The 16,616-nt window shown below is 54.4% G+C and carries 18 protein-coding genes; 7 read left to right on the top strand and 11 right to left on the bottom strand.

Going from position 1 to position 16,616, the window contains the following annotated elements; translation table 11 throughout:
• Window positions 1-129: 129 nt before the first annotated feature.
• Genes K4305_RS10010 through mnhG form a run of 7 tightly spaced genes read left to right on the top strand, consistent with a single transcriptional unit; the run spans window position 130 to window position 5,827 of the window.
• Window positions 130-2,445 (top strand): putative monovalent cation/H+ antiporter subunit A, encoded by a 2,316-nt coding sequence (locus K4305_RS10010; protein ID WP_331562288.1) that lies wholly within the window; start codon window positions 130-132, stop codon window positions 2,443-2,445.
• A complete protein-coding gene (locus K4305_RS10015; RefSeq protein WP_331562289.1) occupies window positions 2,445-2,861 on the top strand; it encodes a Na+/H+ antiporter subunit B in 417 nt (138 codons plus the stop codon). Before K4305_RS10010 ends, K4305_RS10015 begins: the two co-directional genes overlap by 1 nt.
• Entirely contained in the window at window positions 2,858-3,217 is a 360-nt protein-coding gene (locus K4305_RS10020) for a Na+/H+ antiporter subunit C (RefSeq protein WP_331562290.1), read from the top strand. The genes K4305_RS10015 and K4305_RS10020 overlap by 4 nt, the downstream gene beginning before the upstream one ends.
• Before the next feature lie 12 nt (window positions 3,218-3,229).
• Entirely contained in the window at window positions 3,230-4,744 is a 1,515-nt protein-coding gene (locus K4305_RS10025; protein ID WP_331562291.1) for a Na+/H+ antiporter subunit D, read from the top strand.
• On the top strand, window positions 4,741-5,214 hold the full coding sequence (locus K4305_RS10030) for a Na+/H+ antiporter subunit E (RefSeq protein WP_331562292.1): 474 nt from the start codon (window positions 4,741-4,743) through the stop codon (window positions 5,212-5,214). The genes K4305_RS10025 and K4305_RS10030 overlap by 4 nt, the downstream gene beginning before the upstream one ends.
• Window positions 5,211-5,483 carry a monovalent cation/H+ antiporter complex subunit F gene (locus K4305_RS10035; RefSeq protein ID WP_331562293.1) on the top strand — a complete coding sequence of 91 codons (273 nt, stop codon included), beginning with the start codon at window positions 5,211-5,213 and terminating at the stop codon, window positions 5,481-5,483. The genes K4305_RS10030 and K4305_RS10035 overlap by 4 nt, the downstream gene beginning before the upstream one ends.
• Window positions 5,480-5,827: a monovalent cation/H(+) antiporter subunit G gene (gene mnhG / locus K4305_RS10040; RefSeq protein WP_331562294.1), complete on the top strand. Its 348-nt coding sequence runs from the start codon at window positions 5,480-5,482 to the stop codon at window positions 5,825-5,827. The genes K4305_RS10035 and mnhG overlap by 4 nt, the downstream gene beginning before the upstream one ends.
• A gap of 36 nt (window positions 5,828-5,863) precedes the next feature.
• Here the strand turns inward: mnhG and rsxA are convergent, their stop codons facing one another.
• From rsxA to K4305_RS10095, 11 genes are all read right to left on the bottom strand, one after another.
• Complete coding sequence (gene rsxA, locus K4305_RS10045) at window positions 5,864-6,442, bottom strand: electron transport complex subunit RsxA (protein ID WP_331562295.1); 579 nt, start codon at window positions 6,440-6,442, stop codon at window positions 5,864-5,866.
• A complete protein-coding gene (locus K4305_RS10050) occupies window positions 6,442-7,044 on the bottom strand; it encodes an electron transport complex subunit E (RefSeq protein ID WP_331562296.1) in 603 nt (200 codons plus the stop codon). The genes rsxA and K4305_RS10050 overlap by 1 nt, the downstream gene beginning before the upstream one ends.
• On the bottom strand, window positions 7,041-7,586 hold the full coding sequence (locus tag K4305_RS10055) for an RnfABCDGE type electron transport complex subunit G (protein WP_331562297.1): 546 nt from the start codon (window positions 7,584-7,586) through the stop codon (window positions 7,041-7,043). The genes K4305_RS10050 and K4305_RS10055 overlap by 4 nt, the downstream gene beginning before the upstream one ends.
• Window positions 7,583-8,560 (bottom strand): RnfABCDGE type electron transport complex subunit D, encoded by a 978-nt coding sequence (locus K4305_RS10060; RefSeq protein WP_331562298.1) that lies wholly within the window; start codon window positions 8,558-8,560, stop codon window positions 7,583-7,585. Before K4305_RS10060 ends, K4305_RS10055 begins: the two co-directional genes overlap by 4 nt.
• A gap of 17 nt (window positions 8,561-8,577) precedes the next feature.
• A complete protein-coding gene (gene rsxC, locus K4305_RS10065; protein WP_331562299.1) occupies window positions 8,578-9,903 on the bottom strand; it encodes an electron transport complex subunit RsxC in 1,326 nt (441 codons plus the stop codon).
• Window positions 9,904-10,743, bottom strand: coding sequence for a Fe-S cluster domain-containing protein (locus K4305_RS10070; RefSeq protein WP_331562300.1), 840 nt, complete (start codon window positions 10,741-10,743; stop codon window positions 9,904-9,906).
• 6 nt (window positions 10,744-10,749) lie between these two features.
• Window positions 10,750-11,145 carry a SoxR reducing system RseC family protein gene (locus tag K4305_RS10075; protein WP_331562301.1) on the bottom strand — a complete coding sequence of 132 codons (396 nt, stop codon included), beginning with the start codon at window positions 11,143-11,145 and terminating at the stop codon, window positions 10,750-10,752.
• Between the two features lie 216 nt (window positions 11,146-11,361).
• Window positions 11,362-12,666: an adenylosuccinate lyase gene (gene purB / locus K4305_RS10080; RefSeq protein ID WP_331562302.1), complete on the bottom strand. Its 1,305-nt coding sequence runs from the start codon at window positions 12,664-12,666 to the stop codon at window positions 11,362-11,364.
• Between the two features lie 108 nt (window positions 12,667-12,774).
• Window positions 12,775-14,202: a CCA tRNA nucleotidyltransferase gene (locus K4305_RS10085; protein ID WP_331562303.1), complete on the bottom strand. Its 1,428-nt coding sequence runs from the start codon at window positions 14,200-14,202 to the stop codon at window positions 12,775-12,777.
• Window positions 14,203-14,233: 31 nt separating this feature from the next.
• Entirely contained in the window at window positions 14,234-15,268 is a 1,035-nt protein-coding gene (locus K4305_RS10090; protein WP_331562304.1) for a Gfo/Idh/MocA family oxidoreductase, read from the bottom strand.
• A gap of 36 nt (window positions 15,269-15,304) precedes the next feature.
• The gene (locus K4305_RS10095) at window positions 15,305-16,576 is read right to left on the bottom strand and encodes an MFS transporter (RefSeq protein ID WP_331562305.1); all 1,272 of its coding nucleotides are present in this window, start codon (window positions 16,574-16,576) and stop codon (window positions 15,305-15,307) included.
• Window positions 16,577-16,616: the final 40 nt, after the last annotated feature.

Here is a 16,616-nt window from a genome sequence, read left to right on the forward strand (position 1 = left end):
TATTCAGGTAACTTCATGTTTATGTACCGAACTATAGGCTTGTCATTACGGGTGTTCCTCCCAGGGATCTTCTGACGCAATCAGGACGGTATTGCACGGGATCTTCAACGGAGCGCCGCCCATTCGACTATGGAGGAGATGCTTTTGTTTTATCTGCTGCTGACCGGGTTTGTCGTTTCTGCCGCCATGCCGTTCCTTTACGGGAGGATAAGGAGGTATTTCGGATTGGTTGCAGTGCTGCTTCCTCTTCTGCTTCTGTCCGGTTTTATTTCTTACTATCCTCGCATTGCCGCCGGAGAGATTGTCCGGGAAACCATTTTCTGGGTGCCTTCGCTCGGCGTCAACCTCTCTTTTCTGCTCGACGGGCTGAGCTTCACTTTCGCCCTGATCATCACTCTTGTCGGCGCAGCCGTTTTTCTCTATGCCGGCACCTACATGCAGCACTACAAACAGGCTCCGAGGTTTTTCTTTTCGATCTCTCTTTTCATGACCTCGATGCTCGGTCTCGTCCTCTCCGACAATATGGCGGCCATGTTCGTTTTCTGGGAGCTGACCAGCATCAGTTCGTTTCTTCTTATCGGATTCAGCCATCATGAAGGGCAGTCCAGAAAATCGGCGCTGCAGGCGCTGCTCGTCACCGGCGGCGGGGGACTGGCGCTTCTTGCAGGTCTGATCCTTCTTTCCGGCCTGTCCGGTACGATGGAGATCTCCGAACTCTACCTGCAGCACGATAGCATCGTCTCCTCTCCGCTCTATCCCGCGATTGCTCTTCTCTTCATGATCGGAGCGTTTACGAAATCCGCCCAGTTTCCATTCCATTTCTGGCTGCCGAACGCCATGGCGGCACCGACGCCGGTGAGCGCATACCTGCATTCCGCCACGATGGTCAAAGCGGGCATCTACCTGCTTGCCAGGATGAACCACGTGCTCGGCGGCACGGTGTTCTGGCAGGACACTCTGCTCGTCGTCGGCGCGCTGACGATGATCGGTTCGGCTGTCCTCTCATTCAGCCAGACCGACCTCAAGAAGCTGCTTGCTTATTCCACGGTGAGCGTTCTGGGAACTCTCTGCATGATGATCGGTATCGGGTCGGAGCATGCAATCAAGGCTTTTTTTATCTATCTGGTTGCGCATTCGCTCTATAAAGGCACGCTTTTTCTTGTTGCCGGCACCATCGATCATTCGGCCGGCACCAGGGATGTCGGTTTGCTTGGCGGATTGGGACGTGCGATGCCGTTTACCATGGCGACGGCAATGCTCGCCTCATTATCGATGATGGGAGTTATTCCTCTTGTCGGGTTCATCGGCAAGGAGACGCTCTATGCCTCGATCCTTGAACTCGAGGATTGGGGCCGGTATCTCGTTGTCGCGGCTGTCGCCGCAAACGGGCTTCTCGTCATGATTACCCTGCTTGCGGGCATACGCCCGTTCGCAGGAAAGATGCGTCAGCTGCCTTCGACACCTCACGAAGCGCCACTGACCATGCTTGCCGGTCCGGCATGCCTTGCCCTGTTTGGTCTTCTGGCAGGCCTTTTTCCCGATTATTTGATGGGTTCCATGCTCGACCGGTTCGCATCCGTCGTGCTCGCCGATACGCTCACCTTCAGGATAAAACTCTGGCACGGTTTCAACGAGGTGCTCCTCCTTAGTTTTGTGACGCTCTTGTGCGGTATGTTTTTCTATTTTCTGCGCGGCAGGATGCTTCCGTATCTGAAAGATCGCCATATTCTCCCGATCCTGAAACCCTCCGCGTGGTATGATGCTGCGCTCGATGGCCTGCAGCGATTCGCGAGGACGCAGACCCGTATCGTGCAGAACGGCAGCCTTCGCAATTACGTTATCGTCATCGTCGTCACTGCGGTGGCTCTCGGAGCTTCGGCCATTGCCGGAAACGTTTCCGTACTGCCGCCATTTCCTGCGGGTGAGGTCACCTTTTACGAAGTCGCAATCGTTTCGATCATCCTTGTCTCGATTCTGCTGCTGATTACCTCGACTTCAAGGCTGAAAGCCGTTATCGCTCTGGGCGTCATGGGCTTTTCGATAGGCATCATCTTCATTCTTTACGGTGCGCCGGATCTTGCCCTTACCACCTTCGCAATCGAAACGCTCAGCGTGATCCTTTTTGTTCTCGTGCTCTACCGGTTGCCACGCTTCTCCACCTATTCCTCGACACTCTCACGTATCAGGGATGCTGTCATTGCCGGTTCGGCAGGCATCTTCATGACGATCATGGTATTGCTGACGGCATCGGGAGAACTCGATTCCGGCCTGAAACGCTATTTTGCCGAAACAAGCCTGCCTGAAGGGAAAGGTCGCAATATCGTCAATGTCATACTCGTGGATTTCAGGGCTATCGACACGCTTGGTGAAATAACCGTGCTCGCAATTGCCGCAATCGGCGTGTTCGCCATGCTCAAGCTTGTCATAAAAGGAGAGCGTTCCTGATGTATTCTATTATTCTTGCAACGGCTTCGAAGTATCTGCTGCTGCTTTTGCAGATGTTTTCCGTTTTTCTTCTTTTCAGGGGCCACAACGAACCCGGGGGCGGTTTTGTGGGCGGGCTCGTCGCCGCAGCGGCATATGCCCTCTATTTCATCGCCAACGGTATCGGCAAAGCCGAGAAACTGCTTGCCATCGATCCGTTTCATCTGATTTCCGCGGGATTGCTGCTCGCGCTTTCAAGCACATTGCCCGGTCTTGCTTCAGGAGGCAGCGTTATGACAGGCATCTGGATCGACACGGGCATTCCCCTGCTGGGAAAGGTAGGCACACCGCTTGTTTTCGATACCGGGGTCTATTTTCTTGTTCTTGGTATAACCCTCAAAATCATTTTTTCACTTGCCGAGGAAGACCGCCAATGACGCTCTTGTTAGCTTTGGTTATAGGATGCCTGTATGCCGCCGGAATTTTTCTTATTCTGAGAAGGAGCATGGTCAAGGTGATTTTCGGCCTGATCCTGCTCGGTCATGCGGCCAATCTGCTCATATTCACGGTCGGCAGGCTGACGAAGGGGATTCCGGCATTCGTCCCCGAAGGATCCGCCTTGCTCGGCGGCGAGTTTGCCGACCCGTTGCCCCAGGCACTTATCCTGACGGCGATCGTTATCGGTTTCGGCGTGCAGGCTTTTACCATCGTGCTCTTCAAGCGTACCTGGCTCACGCTGGGAACCGAGGATCTCGATCTGATGAAAAAAACCGATGAACTGCCCAGGGAGTGAGCGTTGAACCAGATGAACCAGATAATCATTATTCCCGTACTGCTTCCGCTTGCAAGCGCGATCGCGATGCTGCTTTTCCGCCGCTCTGTGCCGATGCAGCGCATCATCGGTTTTGCATCTTCGCTCCTGCTGCTTGTATCGGCTATCCGGATTCTTGGAACCGTCATTTCCGGAGGCATGCTGACGCTGCAGGCCGGAGGTTGGCCAGCTCCATTCGGCATCACTCTGGTTGCCGATCCGCTTTCAGCCGTCATGATCGCGGCTTCCGCCCTGATAGGGCTCACCACCGTGATCTACTCGTTTGCCGTGATCGATCAGGAACGGGAGAAGTTCTTCTATTATCCGCTTCTCCAGCTGCTCATGATGGGCATCAACGGGGCATTTCTTACCGGTGACGTTTTCAATCTTTATGTCTGGTTCGAGGTCATGCTGATTTCATCCTTCGTACTGCTTGTGCTTGGCGGCACGCCGGCGCAGCTCGAGGGTGCCATAAAGTATGTTACCATCAACCTTCTCTCGTCGTCGGTTTTTCTTGCAGCAGCAGGTATTCTCTACGGTATTGCCGGTACCCTCAATATGGCGGATCTTGCACGGATCTCTCCGCAGCTTGAGCAGAAGGAACTTCTTGCCGTCGTATCCATACTGTTCATGGTCACGTTCGGCGTCAAGGCAGCCGTCTTTCCGTTTTTTTTCTGGCTTCCCGCTTCCTACCATACGCCACCGATTCCTGTATCGGCTATTTTTTCCGGCCTCCTGACCAAGGTGGGCGTTTATGCGCTGATCCGTTTCTTTACCACGGTTTTCCCGCACGAATCCGGTTTCATCAACGGCGTGCTGCTTGCCGCCTCGGCCCTGACCATGCTCATCGGCGTTCTCGGAGCCGTCGCGCAGTACGATATCCGCAAACTGCTCTCCTTTCATATCGTCAGTCAGATCGGCTATATGATTTTCGGGCTTGCCCTGCATTCGCCGCTTGCAATTGCCGGCGCTCTCTTTTATATCGTGCACAACATCATAGCCAAAACCAATCTGTTCTATATCAGCGGCATGGTCGAGCGCATTACCGGCACCTTTGACCTCAAAAAGTCAGGAGGAGTATATGCCCGTTATCCGTTTGTCGCTGTGCTTTTTCTTGTCTCAGCGCTCGCTCTTGCCGGAATTCCCCCTCTTTCGGGTTTCTGGGCGAAATTCGTCGTCATCAGGGCAGGTCTGGGGGCAGAAGAGTACATTGTTACCGGTGTCGCGATTTTCGTCAGCCTGCTGACTCTGTTTTCGATGATGAAAATATGGAACGAGGCGTTCTGGAAGGAACAGCCGCAGGCCCGGGAGGCAGATGCCCCGAACCGCTATGCATCGATGGGTACGGCCGGTAAAGTGATGCTTGTATTTCCTGTCGTCCTGCTCGCTCTTGCGAGTATTCTGTTCGGGATCTTTTTCGAACCGGTTTTCCGTATTGCCGAATCTGCAGCCGTCCGGTTGCTCGATCCGGAGTCATACATCACGCCGATACTCGGGAGGAAGGAATGAACCATCTGCTCTACAACATTCTTCTGGCCATGGGATGGACGCTGCTGACCGGTGACGCCTCCATTCCCTCATTTGCTGCCGGCATGGTCATCGGCTATTTTCTTCTGTGGATATCGCGTCCGGCATTGGGCGGCGATGCCTATTTCAGGAAAATTCCTCTTGTTTTCATGTTTCTTCTGTTTTTCATGAAGGAACTGATCATCGCCAATCTCAAGGTGGCTTATGATATTATTACGCCGAAGGATTATATGGAACCGGGAATCATCGCTTTTCCTCTCGATGCCCGGACGGATATGGAGATTACCCTTTTCGCCAATCTGCTTACCCTCACTCCGGGTACGCTCAGTCTCGATGTCTCGCGGGATAAAAAAACGCTCTATGTCCATGCGCTCTACGTCACCAATGCCGATGCATTCCGCAGGGAGCTGAAGGAAGGTCTTGAAAAACGATTGCTCGATCTGCTCAGATGACTATTATCGATTTCTCGGTAGACACGGCTGTGGCTCTGATCGGCCTGTCCATTCTTGTCATATTCGTCCGGCTGGTCATCGGCCCGTCCATTGCGGACAGGGTAGTGGCGCTTGACCTCCTGTCTGCCAACGCCATTGCCTTCATAGCAGTTTATTCCATAAAAAATAACTCGACAACATTTCTCGATGTGGGCATTATCGTTGCCATTCTGGCGTTTCTCGGAACGGTGGCGTTCGCATTTTATCTCGGTAAAGGAAAAAAACGATGAGAGAGATCCTCGGAGGCATACTGCTGCTGCTTGGTACGGTTTTCATTCTGCTTTCGGCAATAGGCATTTTCAGGATGCCCGACCTCTATACGAGGATGTCGGCCACGACCAAAGCCTCGACGCTCGGCATCGGTCTGGTGCTTGCCGGTACGGTGCTCTACTGGTTCGATATTGCCATAGCGGCGCGGGCAATATCGATTATCGTCTTTCTTTTCCTTACCGCACCCGTTGCCGCACATATTATCGGCAGGGCTGCCTACTACGATCGCGTTCCGCTATGGGAACACACCAAAATCGACGAGCTTGCCGATGATCCTGAAAAGATGAGGAGTGAGGATAAGTGAACCTGAGGTGCTCTCAGGTTCATATCTCTGCGGGACTTATTTGACGAGACCCGAAAATCCCATGAAGGCAAGCGAGAGAATAGCCGCCGAAATGAACCCGATCGGCACGTTTTTGAACGGTGCCGGTACGTCCGCCTCTTCGAGTTTGATGCGGATACCTGCGAACATGACGATGGCCAGAATAAAGCCCATGGCCGAGAAAAAAGCGAAGACTACCGAGGTAAGGAGATCGTAATCTTCCTGGATGGCTATGAGCGCCATGCCGAGGATCGCGCAGTTTGTGGTGATGAGCGGCAGATAGATGCCGAGCGAGCTGTAGAGTGACTTGCTGACCTTTTTGAGGACGATTTCCACGAGCTGTACCAGCGAGGCGATGACCAGAATGAACATGACGGTCTGCATGAACTCGATCCCGAAGGGAACGAGCACAGCCTTCTGCAGGACATACGTGATGGCTGTAGCAACAGTCATGACGAAGGTGACAGCAAAGCCCATGCCTATGGCAGTATCGAGGTTTTTCGAGACGCCGAGATAAGGGCAGATGCCGAGAAAGCGCGCGAATACCACATTGTTGACGAATACCGCGCTGATGATGACCAGAAACAATTCCTGCATTATTTACCCCCCTTTTTCTTTTCAAGTGCGTTGAGGCCGGCAATGATCAGTCCGAGGCCGGCAAAGGCTCCCGGAGGCAGCGCAAAGACCAGAATGGTGCTCGCATCCTCTCCAACCAGCGGCATGTTGAATATGGTGCCGGAACCGAGAACTTCCCTGAATGCCGAAAGTACGAAGAGGGCAAGCGTGAAGCCGATACCCATGCCGACAGCGTCGATGACGGAGTACCAGATGCCGTTCCGGCTGGCGAAAGCTTCGGCCCGTCCGAGTATCATGCAGTTGACCACGATCAGCGGGATAAAGATGCCGAGCGCCTGGTTGAGTTCGGGAGAGTATGCTTTGATCAGCAGATCGACGATTGTCACGAAGGTAGCGATCACAAGCACGAAAGCCGGGATCCTCACGGTATCCGGAATAACCTTTGCAGTAAGGGAGATGACGATGTTCGAGCCGAGCAGCACGAAGGTCGTCGCAAGACCCATGCCAAGCCCGTTGACCGCCGAAGTGGTAACGGCAAGCACGGGGCAGAGGCCGAGCAGCATTTTTGTGACCGGGTTTTCGCGGACAAATCCCCTGGTGAGAATATTGAGTGCTTCGTTCATTTTCCTTCGCTGTTTGGATATTGCTCGTTGATGTATTTCAGACCGCGCTCCACGGCATCGGTGACCGCTCTCGAAGAGATGGTTGCTGCTGTGAGTTCGTCGATCTCGCCGCCGTCTTTTTTCACTTTCCAGACGGTCCCCTCAAGAGCCCTTCCGCGGAACTGCTCCTTGTACTTCGGCTTGTCTATCTTGTCGCCGAGGCCCGGCGTTTCGAGGTGATAGACTACCTTATAGTCGAAAATCTTCTTTTCCGGCGAGACGCCGAGCAGGATTTCGATTTTTCCGCTGTAGCCGAGGGTCGTGGCCGATTCCACTGCTATACCTTTCAGTACCCCTTTTTTATCGTAGGCTTCGTAGAATTTCGTTTTCGGAGTCTCGACGTTCTTCAGGCTGTCGATGCCGAAAGGAAATATTTCCTCGATAGCCTTCCGCTTCATTTCGGCTTTTGCAAGCGCAATGGGTTCGCGGGTCAGATCCTCGACTGTTGCGAGCAGAGCCGCCGCGATCAGTCCGACTATCGTAAGTGTAATTATGGGCCTCATGTTGTTTGTAACTTCTTATGATGGATTGCCTTTCTGTCGTTGAGATCCCAGCTGTCGATGAGCGGCACGAAACCGTTCATGATGAGGATGGCAAACGAAATGCCCTCCGGGTAACCTCCCCAGAGGCGGATGACAGCCGTCAGGAGGCCGCAGCCGAGACCGAAAATAATCTGTCCGCGAACCGACAGGGGCGAGGTTACCATATCGGTAGCCATGAAGAAAGCTCCGAGAAGGAGTCCGCCGGTCACCATGTGAAAGAGAGGCGGAGCGTAGGCCGCAGGGTCGATCAGGTGAAAAATCGCGGTGAAGAGAAATACGGAACCGAGCAGGGTGAACGGTATATACACGGTGATGTAGCGTTTGTAGAAGAGCCATCCGGCGCCGACGAGCAGAGCGAGCGAGGATGTTTCGCCCATGCTGCCGTTCATGGTGCCGTAAAAACCGCTCATCAGATCGAGCGACTTCATTGCGGCTTCCACGCCGTCGGTTTTCAGGATGCCGAGCGGGGAAGCCGCGGTTTCCATATCGACAGCAAACGGAACGGGCCAGCTCGTCATCGCCGCGGGGAAAGAGACAAGCAGAAAAACCCGTGCTACGAGTGCCGGATTGAAAACGTTGTGTCCCAGTCCTCCGAAAACATGCTTGGCGGCGGCAATGGCTATGAAGGAGCCGACAACGAGCATCCAGAGCGGGAGATTCGAAGGCACGTTCAGGGCAAGCAGGAGTCCGGTAACGAATGCGCTGCCGTCAAGGCAGGAGGCCGGCTTTTTTCTGATGGTATCCATCAGCCATTCGAACCCGATGCAGCTTGCGATGCAGACGAGGTTCACCAGCAGCGCCCGCATGCCGAAAAGGTAGACTGACATGACGGTTGCCGGTGCAAGCGCAAGGGCGACGTTGTACATCACAGACTCGATCGAGTCTTTCGTGCGTACGAACGGCGCATAGGAAACTTTAAGTTTGACTGATTGCATGAGAGTGGACTGTGGTTTTACGCTGATTTTCTTTTCTGCCGGTTGGCGACGAGCGCTTTGGCATATTTTATCCAGTGGACGAGCTCGCGTCTCGACGGGCAGACATAGGTGCAGCTTCCGCACTCCGTGCAGTTTGCCAGGCCGAGAGTCTGTATTTCGTCAAAGTGACGGAGCTGCGCGACGTTGGCCAGCAGCCACGGCGCAAGTCCCTGGGGACAGACCTCGACGCACCGGCCGCACCTGATGCAGGTTCGTTCCATCGATTTGCCGAGAGCCAGGTTATTGATGAACAGGATGCCCGATGTCGTTTTTACGACCGGAACGTCGAGCGAGAAGACAGCCTTGCCCATCATCGGGCCGCCGGAGATGACCTGGTTGGTTTTATCCGACATGTTGCCGCAGAACGCTATGATGTCGCTGAAACTCGTGCCGATTCGTACGGTGATGTTTTTTTTGCGGGTAATCTCCATGCCTGAAACAGTAACCACCCGTTCGATCAGCGGTCTGTTTCTGCAGACCGCCTCACAGACGGCTACGGCGGTACCGATGTTCTGAACGATGCATCCCTTGTCGAACGGCAGTTCGCCTTCGCCGACGATCCGGCCGGTGATTGCGTTGATCAGCTGTTTTTCCGCTCCCTGGGGATATTTCGTTTTCAGCGACACAACATCGATCTGTTTGGGCAGCGCATACCGCTGGAGCGTCTCGATAGCATCCTGTTTGTTCGATTCGATCCCGATGGCAATTTTCAGCGGACCATCGAAAAGGGAAGCCATGATTTCAAGACCGGTCACGATGTCTTCAGGAGATTCGACCATCAGTCTGTGATCGGCGGTCAGGAACGGTTCGCATTCCGCTCCGTTAAGAATGAGGGTATCGATTTTTTTATCGGGAGGAGGGGAGAGCTTCACATTTGTGGGAAATCCGGCGCCCCCCATGCCGACGACGCCGGCATCCTTGATTTTTCTTAGGATTTCCTGTTTCGACAACCGTTTCCAGTCAGCCGGAGCGCACTCGAGACCTTCAGCCCATTCATCTTTGCCGTCAGGCGTGATGAATACGGTCATGGCATACTGTCCTCCCGGATGCGGGTGAGGTTTGATCGCCTTGATCTTGCCGCTCGTGCTTGCATGGACGTTAGCCGAGATGAATCCGTCCGCTTCGCCTATGAGCTGCCCTTTTTTAACCTCGTCGTTCATTTTAACGACAGGTTTTGCCGGTTTTCCGAGATGCTGGCTGAGCGGGATGGCCAGTTCTGAAGGCAGCGGCATGACCTCTATCGGGCTGTTTCCGGTTAGTTTGCTCTCCGGAGGATGAATCCCTCCTGTTCTGAACGTATTCATTTATGATGCCTGTTTTTGTTTCACGGCTTTCAGGTCGTTTTCGAGCCTGATGCAGTTGACCTTCGTGGGGCATACCTCGATGCATTTGCCGCACGCCGTACATTTATCCTGAACGATCCTTGCAAGGAACTCCTCGATGACGATTGCATTGTCTTCGCATACCTTGACGCATTTCTGGCAGGCGGTGCATCCTGCATCGCAGGCTTTTTTCGTCGCGGCGCCCCTGTCGCGGGAATTGCATGCAATGAAATAGCGTGAAGCTTTCTTGTCCTGCATGACAAGAACCCCTGTCGGACAGGCAGGAATGCAGGCCGCGCATCCCGTGCAGAGATCCTTGTCGATGACGATCAGGCCGTTCTCCAGGCGCATGGCTCCAAAATCGCACCATGCGATACAGCTTCCCAGACCGATACATGAGTAGCGGCACTGTTTCGGGCCGGCAAAGGCCTGGGTTGCGGCCCAGCAGTCCTGTATGCCGAGATATTCGGCCGTCTGGCGCGCAACATCATTGTTTCCCTGGCACAGAAGCACGGCAAGCTGCGGTTTGGGTTCCGCCATCGTCATGCCGAGTGCTTCGCCGAGTTTCGCAGCAAGATCGGCGCCGCCGACCGGGCAGGTCATTGTGGAATTTCTTGTTTCGACAAGTACTTCGGCAAACTGCCCGCAGCTCGGAAAACCGCAAGCACCGCAGTTCACTCCCGGCAGAATGCCGTTGACAAGCTTGACGGTCGGGTCCTCTTCGACATGAAATTTTTTCGAGACGAAGTGAATGATGAGCCCGAGGGCAAGGGCTACGGCTCCGAGACTCGATACTGCCGGTATGAATACGTCACTGATCATATGCGATTATTTGATTCCTGCAATGTAGTAATAGGTTTTGTGCTTCAGCATCATCTGCAGTACGAGAAACGTAGCTCCAAGCAGCGCAGTACCGGCAAGGAACGATTGCCACAAGCCGAGACCGGCCGAACCCGCAATGCCGAGTACGATAATGAACACCGTAAGCGGCAGGATGAACAGCAGGGCGGCCGCCTTGAGTTCGCCGTGCTCCCTGACGGCAAACTCCACCAGATCGCCAGCCTTGGCCCCGATGCTGTTTTCGGCAAGCACGGTCTCGGCCTTCACTGCCGGTTTTTTACCCATGCTGCAGGCTCCGCAATGCATTGCGGCAGGGGATGCATCGGTGCAGACGAGTTGAATTTCAGCTGTATTCTTACTGGTTGTCACGACACGGGCATACATAGGGCAAACGATCTCCCACGGTTATTAACATACGTAATAACTTGTAATTACAAACGTTATACGAGTGATTGCTGTTGCTGCGCAACGTGAGAGACGTCGCGCCGATCCGGATAGGGCCGGCAGGTTGACCCCCGGTAAAAAATGAACATTAATTTACAAAAAATCAGCACGACAAACAAACGACCGGGAGATCTCCCGGTCGTTTGTTTGTCGTGCTCACAGTCCGTTGCGTTTGAATATGATATCGACGCTTGTCCTGAGTTTTCCGAGAATGTTCTCGAAGCTGAAAAGGTCGTTGATCTCCTCGGCAGAGATATGCTGCATCAGCTCTTCGTCCTGCAGCACCAGATCACGCAGGTGGATTTTTCCGGCCCAGCTTTCCATGGCGTTACGTTGTACCAGCCGATAGGCTTCTTCGCGAGTCATCCCTTTTCCGGTAAGAGCGAGCAGCAGGGTTTGCGATGTCGTCAGACCGTAGGAGGAGTTGAAGTTCTCTTCCATGCGTTCGGGGTAGACCAGCAGGGTTTCGAGAGAATCGCTGAAGGTGCGCAGCATGTAGCAGAGCGCAATCGTGGAGTCGGGCATGATGACGCGCTCGACCGACGAGTGTGAAATGTCGCGTTCATGCCAGAGCGCAACGTTCTCCATTGCGGCAATAGAATTAGAACGTACGACGCGGGCGAGCCCGGTCAACCGTTCGAAGGTTATCGGGTTTCGCTTGTGCGGCATTGCCGAACTCCCTTTCTGCCCCTTGCTGAAGAACTCCTCGGCTTCGCGGACTTCGGTGCGCTGAAGATGGCGTAGTTCCACAGAGAATTTTTCAATGGATGAAGCGATTATCGCCAGTGTTGTCGCGAATTCCGCATGACGGTCGCGCTGCAGGATCTGCGTGGAGATCGGCGATGGTTCGAGTCCGAGTTTCCGGCAGACGGCTGCTTCGATATCCGGCGAGAGATGCTGATAGGTGCCGACCGCGCCTGAAATCTTTCCGACCGAAACCGTCCGGACGGCATTGTTCATGCGCTCGAGGTTTCGCAGCATCTCCTGGCGCCACAGGAGCAGTTTCAGCCCGAATGTGGTCGGTTCGGCATGAATGCCGTGGGTACGTCCCATTTCAAGCGTATACTTGAATTCGACGGCCCGACGGGCAAGCACATCGACAAGATTTTCGATATCGGCGACAAGGATGGTTCCGGCGTCGCGCATCTGCATGGCAAGGCAGGTATCGACAACGTCGGACGATGTCAGACCTTCATGGATATAGCGCGACGCCGGGCCGACATTGCCTGCGACATTGGTCAGAAAGGCTATGACGTCATGCTTGGTCTCTTTTTCGATTTCAAGGATTTCATCGACTTTGAAGGCGGCTTTCTCCCGTATGGTCAGGAGGGCATCTTCAGGAACGAGGCCGGCTTCCATCCGGGCTTCGACGGCGGCGATTTCAAGCTGGAGCCAGCGCTGGAATTTCGCTTCTTCGGTCCAGATAGCCGACATGTCTTTTGGTGAATAACGTTCAATCAACGTGGTATCGGTTTAGGTTATCGTACTCTTTGCAGCAATGTCCTGAATATAACGCACCGCGTCAAGAAAAACCAGATATCCTCATGCATCGGGACGGGCGGATGCCGGTCATGACCGGCATCCGCCCTGCAGTTCATCGTAGACCTGACGGATGTAGGCGAGGGCGGCATCGCGGTCGTAGGGGATGACGCCGTCGATCACGGCATTTTCCATCCGGCTTTTTATGATGCCGACCATCTTTCCTTCGCTGAGGCCCAGAGTGCGCATGATATCGGCGCCGTCGACAGGCGGCCGCCATCTGGCAAGCAGGTCCTTCTCGGCAACCTCGGCGATTTTTTCTTCGACATTTCCGAAATTTTTCATGATGCGCATCACCTTCCGGGGATTCTTGCTGGTTACGTCGGCGCGGCAAAGGCTCATCAGGTCGTCGAGATCCTCTCCGGCATCGAACATCAGCCGCCGGATGGCCGAATCGGTGATCTCCTCCTTCGACAGAGGGATCGGCCGGTGGTGCAGCCGCACCATTTTCTGCACGTAGTCGAGCGGTTCGAGCGGCCAGCGCATCGACTTGAAGATTTTCGATACGATTCTGATACCGACGGCTTCATGTCCGTGAAATGTCCAGCCGGTGGCCGGAGTGAATCGTTTTGTGGCCGGTTTTGCGATGTCGTGCAGCAGGGCGGATACTCTCAGCCAGAGTTTGTCGGAGTATCTGGCGACATTGTCCACCACCTGGAAGGTGTGGTAAAGCGTGTCTTTATGGCCGAGGCCATCGACCTGCTCGATGCCTGCCATGGCGGTCACTTCGGGAAGGATATCGCCGAGAATGCCTGTTTCATGGAGCAGTTTTAGGCCTGTGGACGGCGTCGGGCTCAGCATGATTTTGAAGAACTCCTGACTGATGCGTTCCCTCGATACGATCCTGATGCGTTCGTGCATGGCACTCATCGCCGCTACCATGTCCGGCTCCGGCCTGAAGCCGAGCTGTGCGGCAAAGCGGGCGGCGCGCATCATGCGCAGGGGATCGTCCGAAAAGGTCTGTTCGGCTTCGAGCGGAGTTCTCAGAATACCCTGCTCAAGGTCGTCGAGTCCGCCGTAGCGGTCGATAAGCGTTCCCCGGTCGAGGGCATTGAGGCTGACGGCAAGCGCATTGATGGTGAAATCCCGCCTGGAAAGGTCGTCTTCGAGTGTGCCGGTTTCGGTTATCGGCTTGCGGGAATCGGGATTGTACGACTCTTTTCTCGCGCCCACGATTTCGATCTTCAACGAGCCGGCAATACTGTCCGTTATTTCGAACTGAGCGGTGCGGAACCGTTCGAACAGCACGAAATTCCTGCCGTTCAGCCCGTTTCTGACACGTTTTGCAAAAGAGACCGGATCGCCCACGACCATGATGTCTATATCGGTACACGCCCGCCGCATAAGGATGTCGCGTACATATCCTCCCACGAGATAGCAGGGGAGGTTTTCGCTGTCGGCAAGATCTCCTATACGGAAGAGTACTTCCGGAATGTCGGAATCAGTATATCGCTTCATGGACTGCATGCTGTTTTTCCCCTCGAACCTTTCAGTCGCAAAGTGCGGCATTGGCGGCAATTTCATCGGCTATGCGATCGGCCACCATCACGGCCCTTCGTCCGTCTTTCGAGCTTACCGTCACAGGCCGGTCGTTGCGTATCGCATCGATGAAGTGTTCGAGTTCATCCCGCAGCGCATTGGTCTTCGGCACGTCGGGGGTGATGTAGTCGAGCACCATACCGTTCATGGCTTCCCTGATCTCCCCGAACTGCTCGAGAATCTTTCGGGCAGCATAGGTTCTGACGGGATTTTTCGAGGAGGCTTCAAGAGGGTGCACCAGCCGGAATACCTCCGATTTGCCGCTGGTCAGGTCGAGCGATGCGTAGCTTTTCGGGGCGTTGCAGAAAAAGCGCATCTTGCGGATCCTGTTGCGGCTGAGTCTGCTTGCGGTAACGTTGGCCGTAGCGCCGTTCACGAAGTCGATTCTTGCCGTCGCCATATCGAGTTCGTTCGAAAAGACACGGACGCCGGAGGCGGAAATATTTCTGATGTCTGATTTTATGAGGGAGAGCACGAGGTCGATATCGTGGATCATGAGATCGAGCACCACGGAGACGTCCGTTACCCTGAGCGAAAAACCGGTCAGCCGTTCTGCCTGGATATACATCGGTTCCCCGATCCAGGACTCGACGGCCCGGAGCGCCGGGTTGAACCGTTCGATGTGGCCGACCTGGATGCGGACGCCATTTTCCTCCTCAAGCCGGATCAGTTCGTCGGCCTCTTCGAGCGTCGCGGTTATCGGCTTTTCGATAAAGAGGTGTTTTTTCTCTGACAGCAGCCGTCGGGCAATATCGAAATGGGAGCTGGTGGTTGTGGCAATGATTGCCGCATCGCAGTTTGCCGACATCTCTTCAATGGAGCCGAATCGCCGGACTTCGTATTTCGATGCTATTTCGGCCGCCCGCAGGGCGTTCATGTCGAAGATGCCTGAAACGGTCAGGTCAGAGGAGGCCGCGGCGATCTCCCCGAGCAGTTTCGTATGGAATTCACCAAGCTTTCCGGTTCCTATGACTCCTATACGCATATAGCCTGTTTCCTCGTCAACTGGTTCGTTTCTTTTTCAGATGCTTTCGTTTTCGACAGCCGGATCAAGGGCCTCGATTTTATATTTGAACAGCCCGAGAGCTATAAACGTGCCGATGACGGTAAGGGCTCCGGCAACGATATAGGGGGCGTGAAAATCCATGCCGTACAGGATGCTGCCGCTGAACGGGCCCATGATGCGGGCGAAAGAGTTGACGGACTGCGAAAGACCGAGTATCTGTCCCTGCTTCTGTTTGTAGCTGTATAGAGAAATCATCGAAAGGTTGATCGGCGCCACGAGGCTTGTACCGATGGCGAAGCAGAGCAGGATGACAAGACCTGCCGAAAAGAGCGTGTCCTGGGGGATGAACGGCACGAAGAAAACACCTGCGAACGTGAAGATATGTCCCCAGAGAAAGAGCTTGTGTTCTCCGAGTTTTTTTATGAGACGGCTGATAAGCCCGCCCTGCACGATGACCGAGAAAAATCCCACATAGGCGAAGATATAGCCGATTTCCTGATCGGATGCGCCGAAATACTCCTTCCAGAGCAGAATGGAAGCTACCTGCATATTCACGATGGCGAAGGTGAAAATGTAGTTTGCGATCATCAGGAGGGCAAGCGGTTTCGAGCTGAAGGCGAGCTTCAGCCCTTCGATGTATTCGTCAGCCTTTGTCTTCAGGAAAGAGGCGGATTGTCCGGGTTCGGTCGCCGTCGCGCCTTTCCGGCCGAGCATGGCGAAATCGAATTTTCTGGCCTGCTTGTTGGATTCGGGCAGGAAGATGACGGCAAGGATGAAGTCGAGGAAAATGAGCCCGGATGCGACATAGCCCACCATTTCGATGCCGTAGTTGTGCATGAGCAGGCCCCCGATAAGCGGGCCGATGATGAACCCCACGCCGAAGGCAGCGCCGATCATGCCCATGGCTCCCGAACGGTTCTTGCTGTCGGTAACGTCGGTAATGTAGGCCTGGGCTGCCGCGATATTGGCCGAACCGATTCCTGAAAGCCCGCGAGCGAAAATCAGCAGAGGGATGTTGTCGGACTGGGAAAAGATCAGGTAGGAAAGCGAGGTGATGAATATGCTGATGAGCATGACCGGACGCCGCCCGATCCTGTCGCTCAGCTTTCCCCAGAGCGGAGAAAAGATGAACTGCATGATGGAGAAAATCGCCGCTATGAGGCCGATCATGAACGGGCTTGCGCCGAGTTCTTTGGCATAGGTCGGAAGCAGAGGCAGCACAATGCCGAACCCGATCAGGTCGAGCATGACCGTGAGGAGAAGGATGACCAGTGGCGATTTCTTCATGCAGGCGTGCTGTTATATTGCGGCTTCATCGAAGTCAAGG

Origin of the sequence: Chlorobium sp., from assembly GCF_036528655.1 — a bacterium.
In the GTDB taxonomy this organism is placed as follows: Bacteria; Bacteroidota; Chlorobiia; order Chlorobiales; family Chlorobiaceae; genus Chlorobium.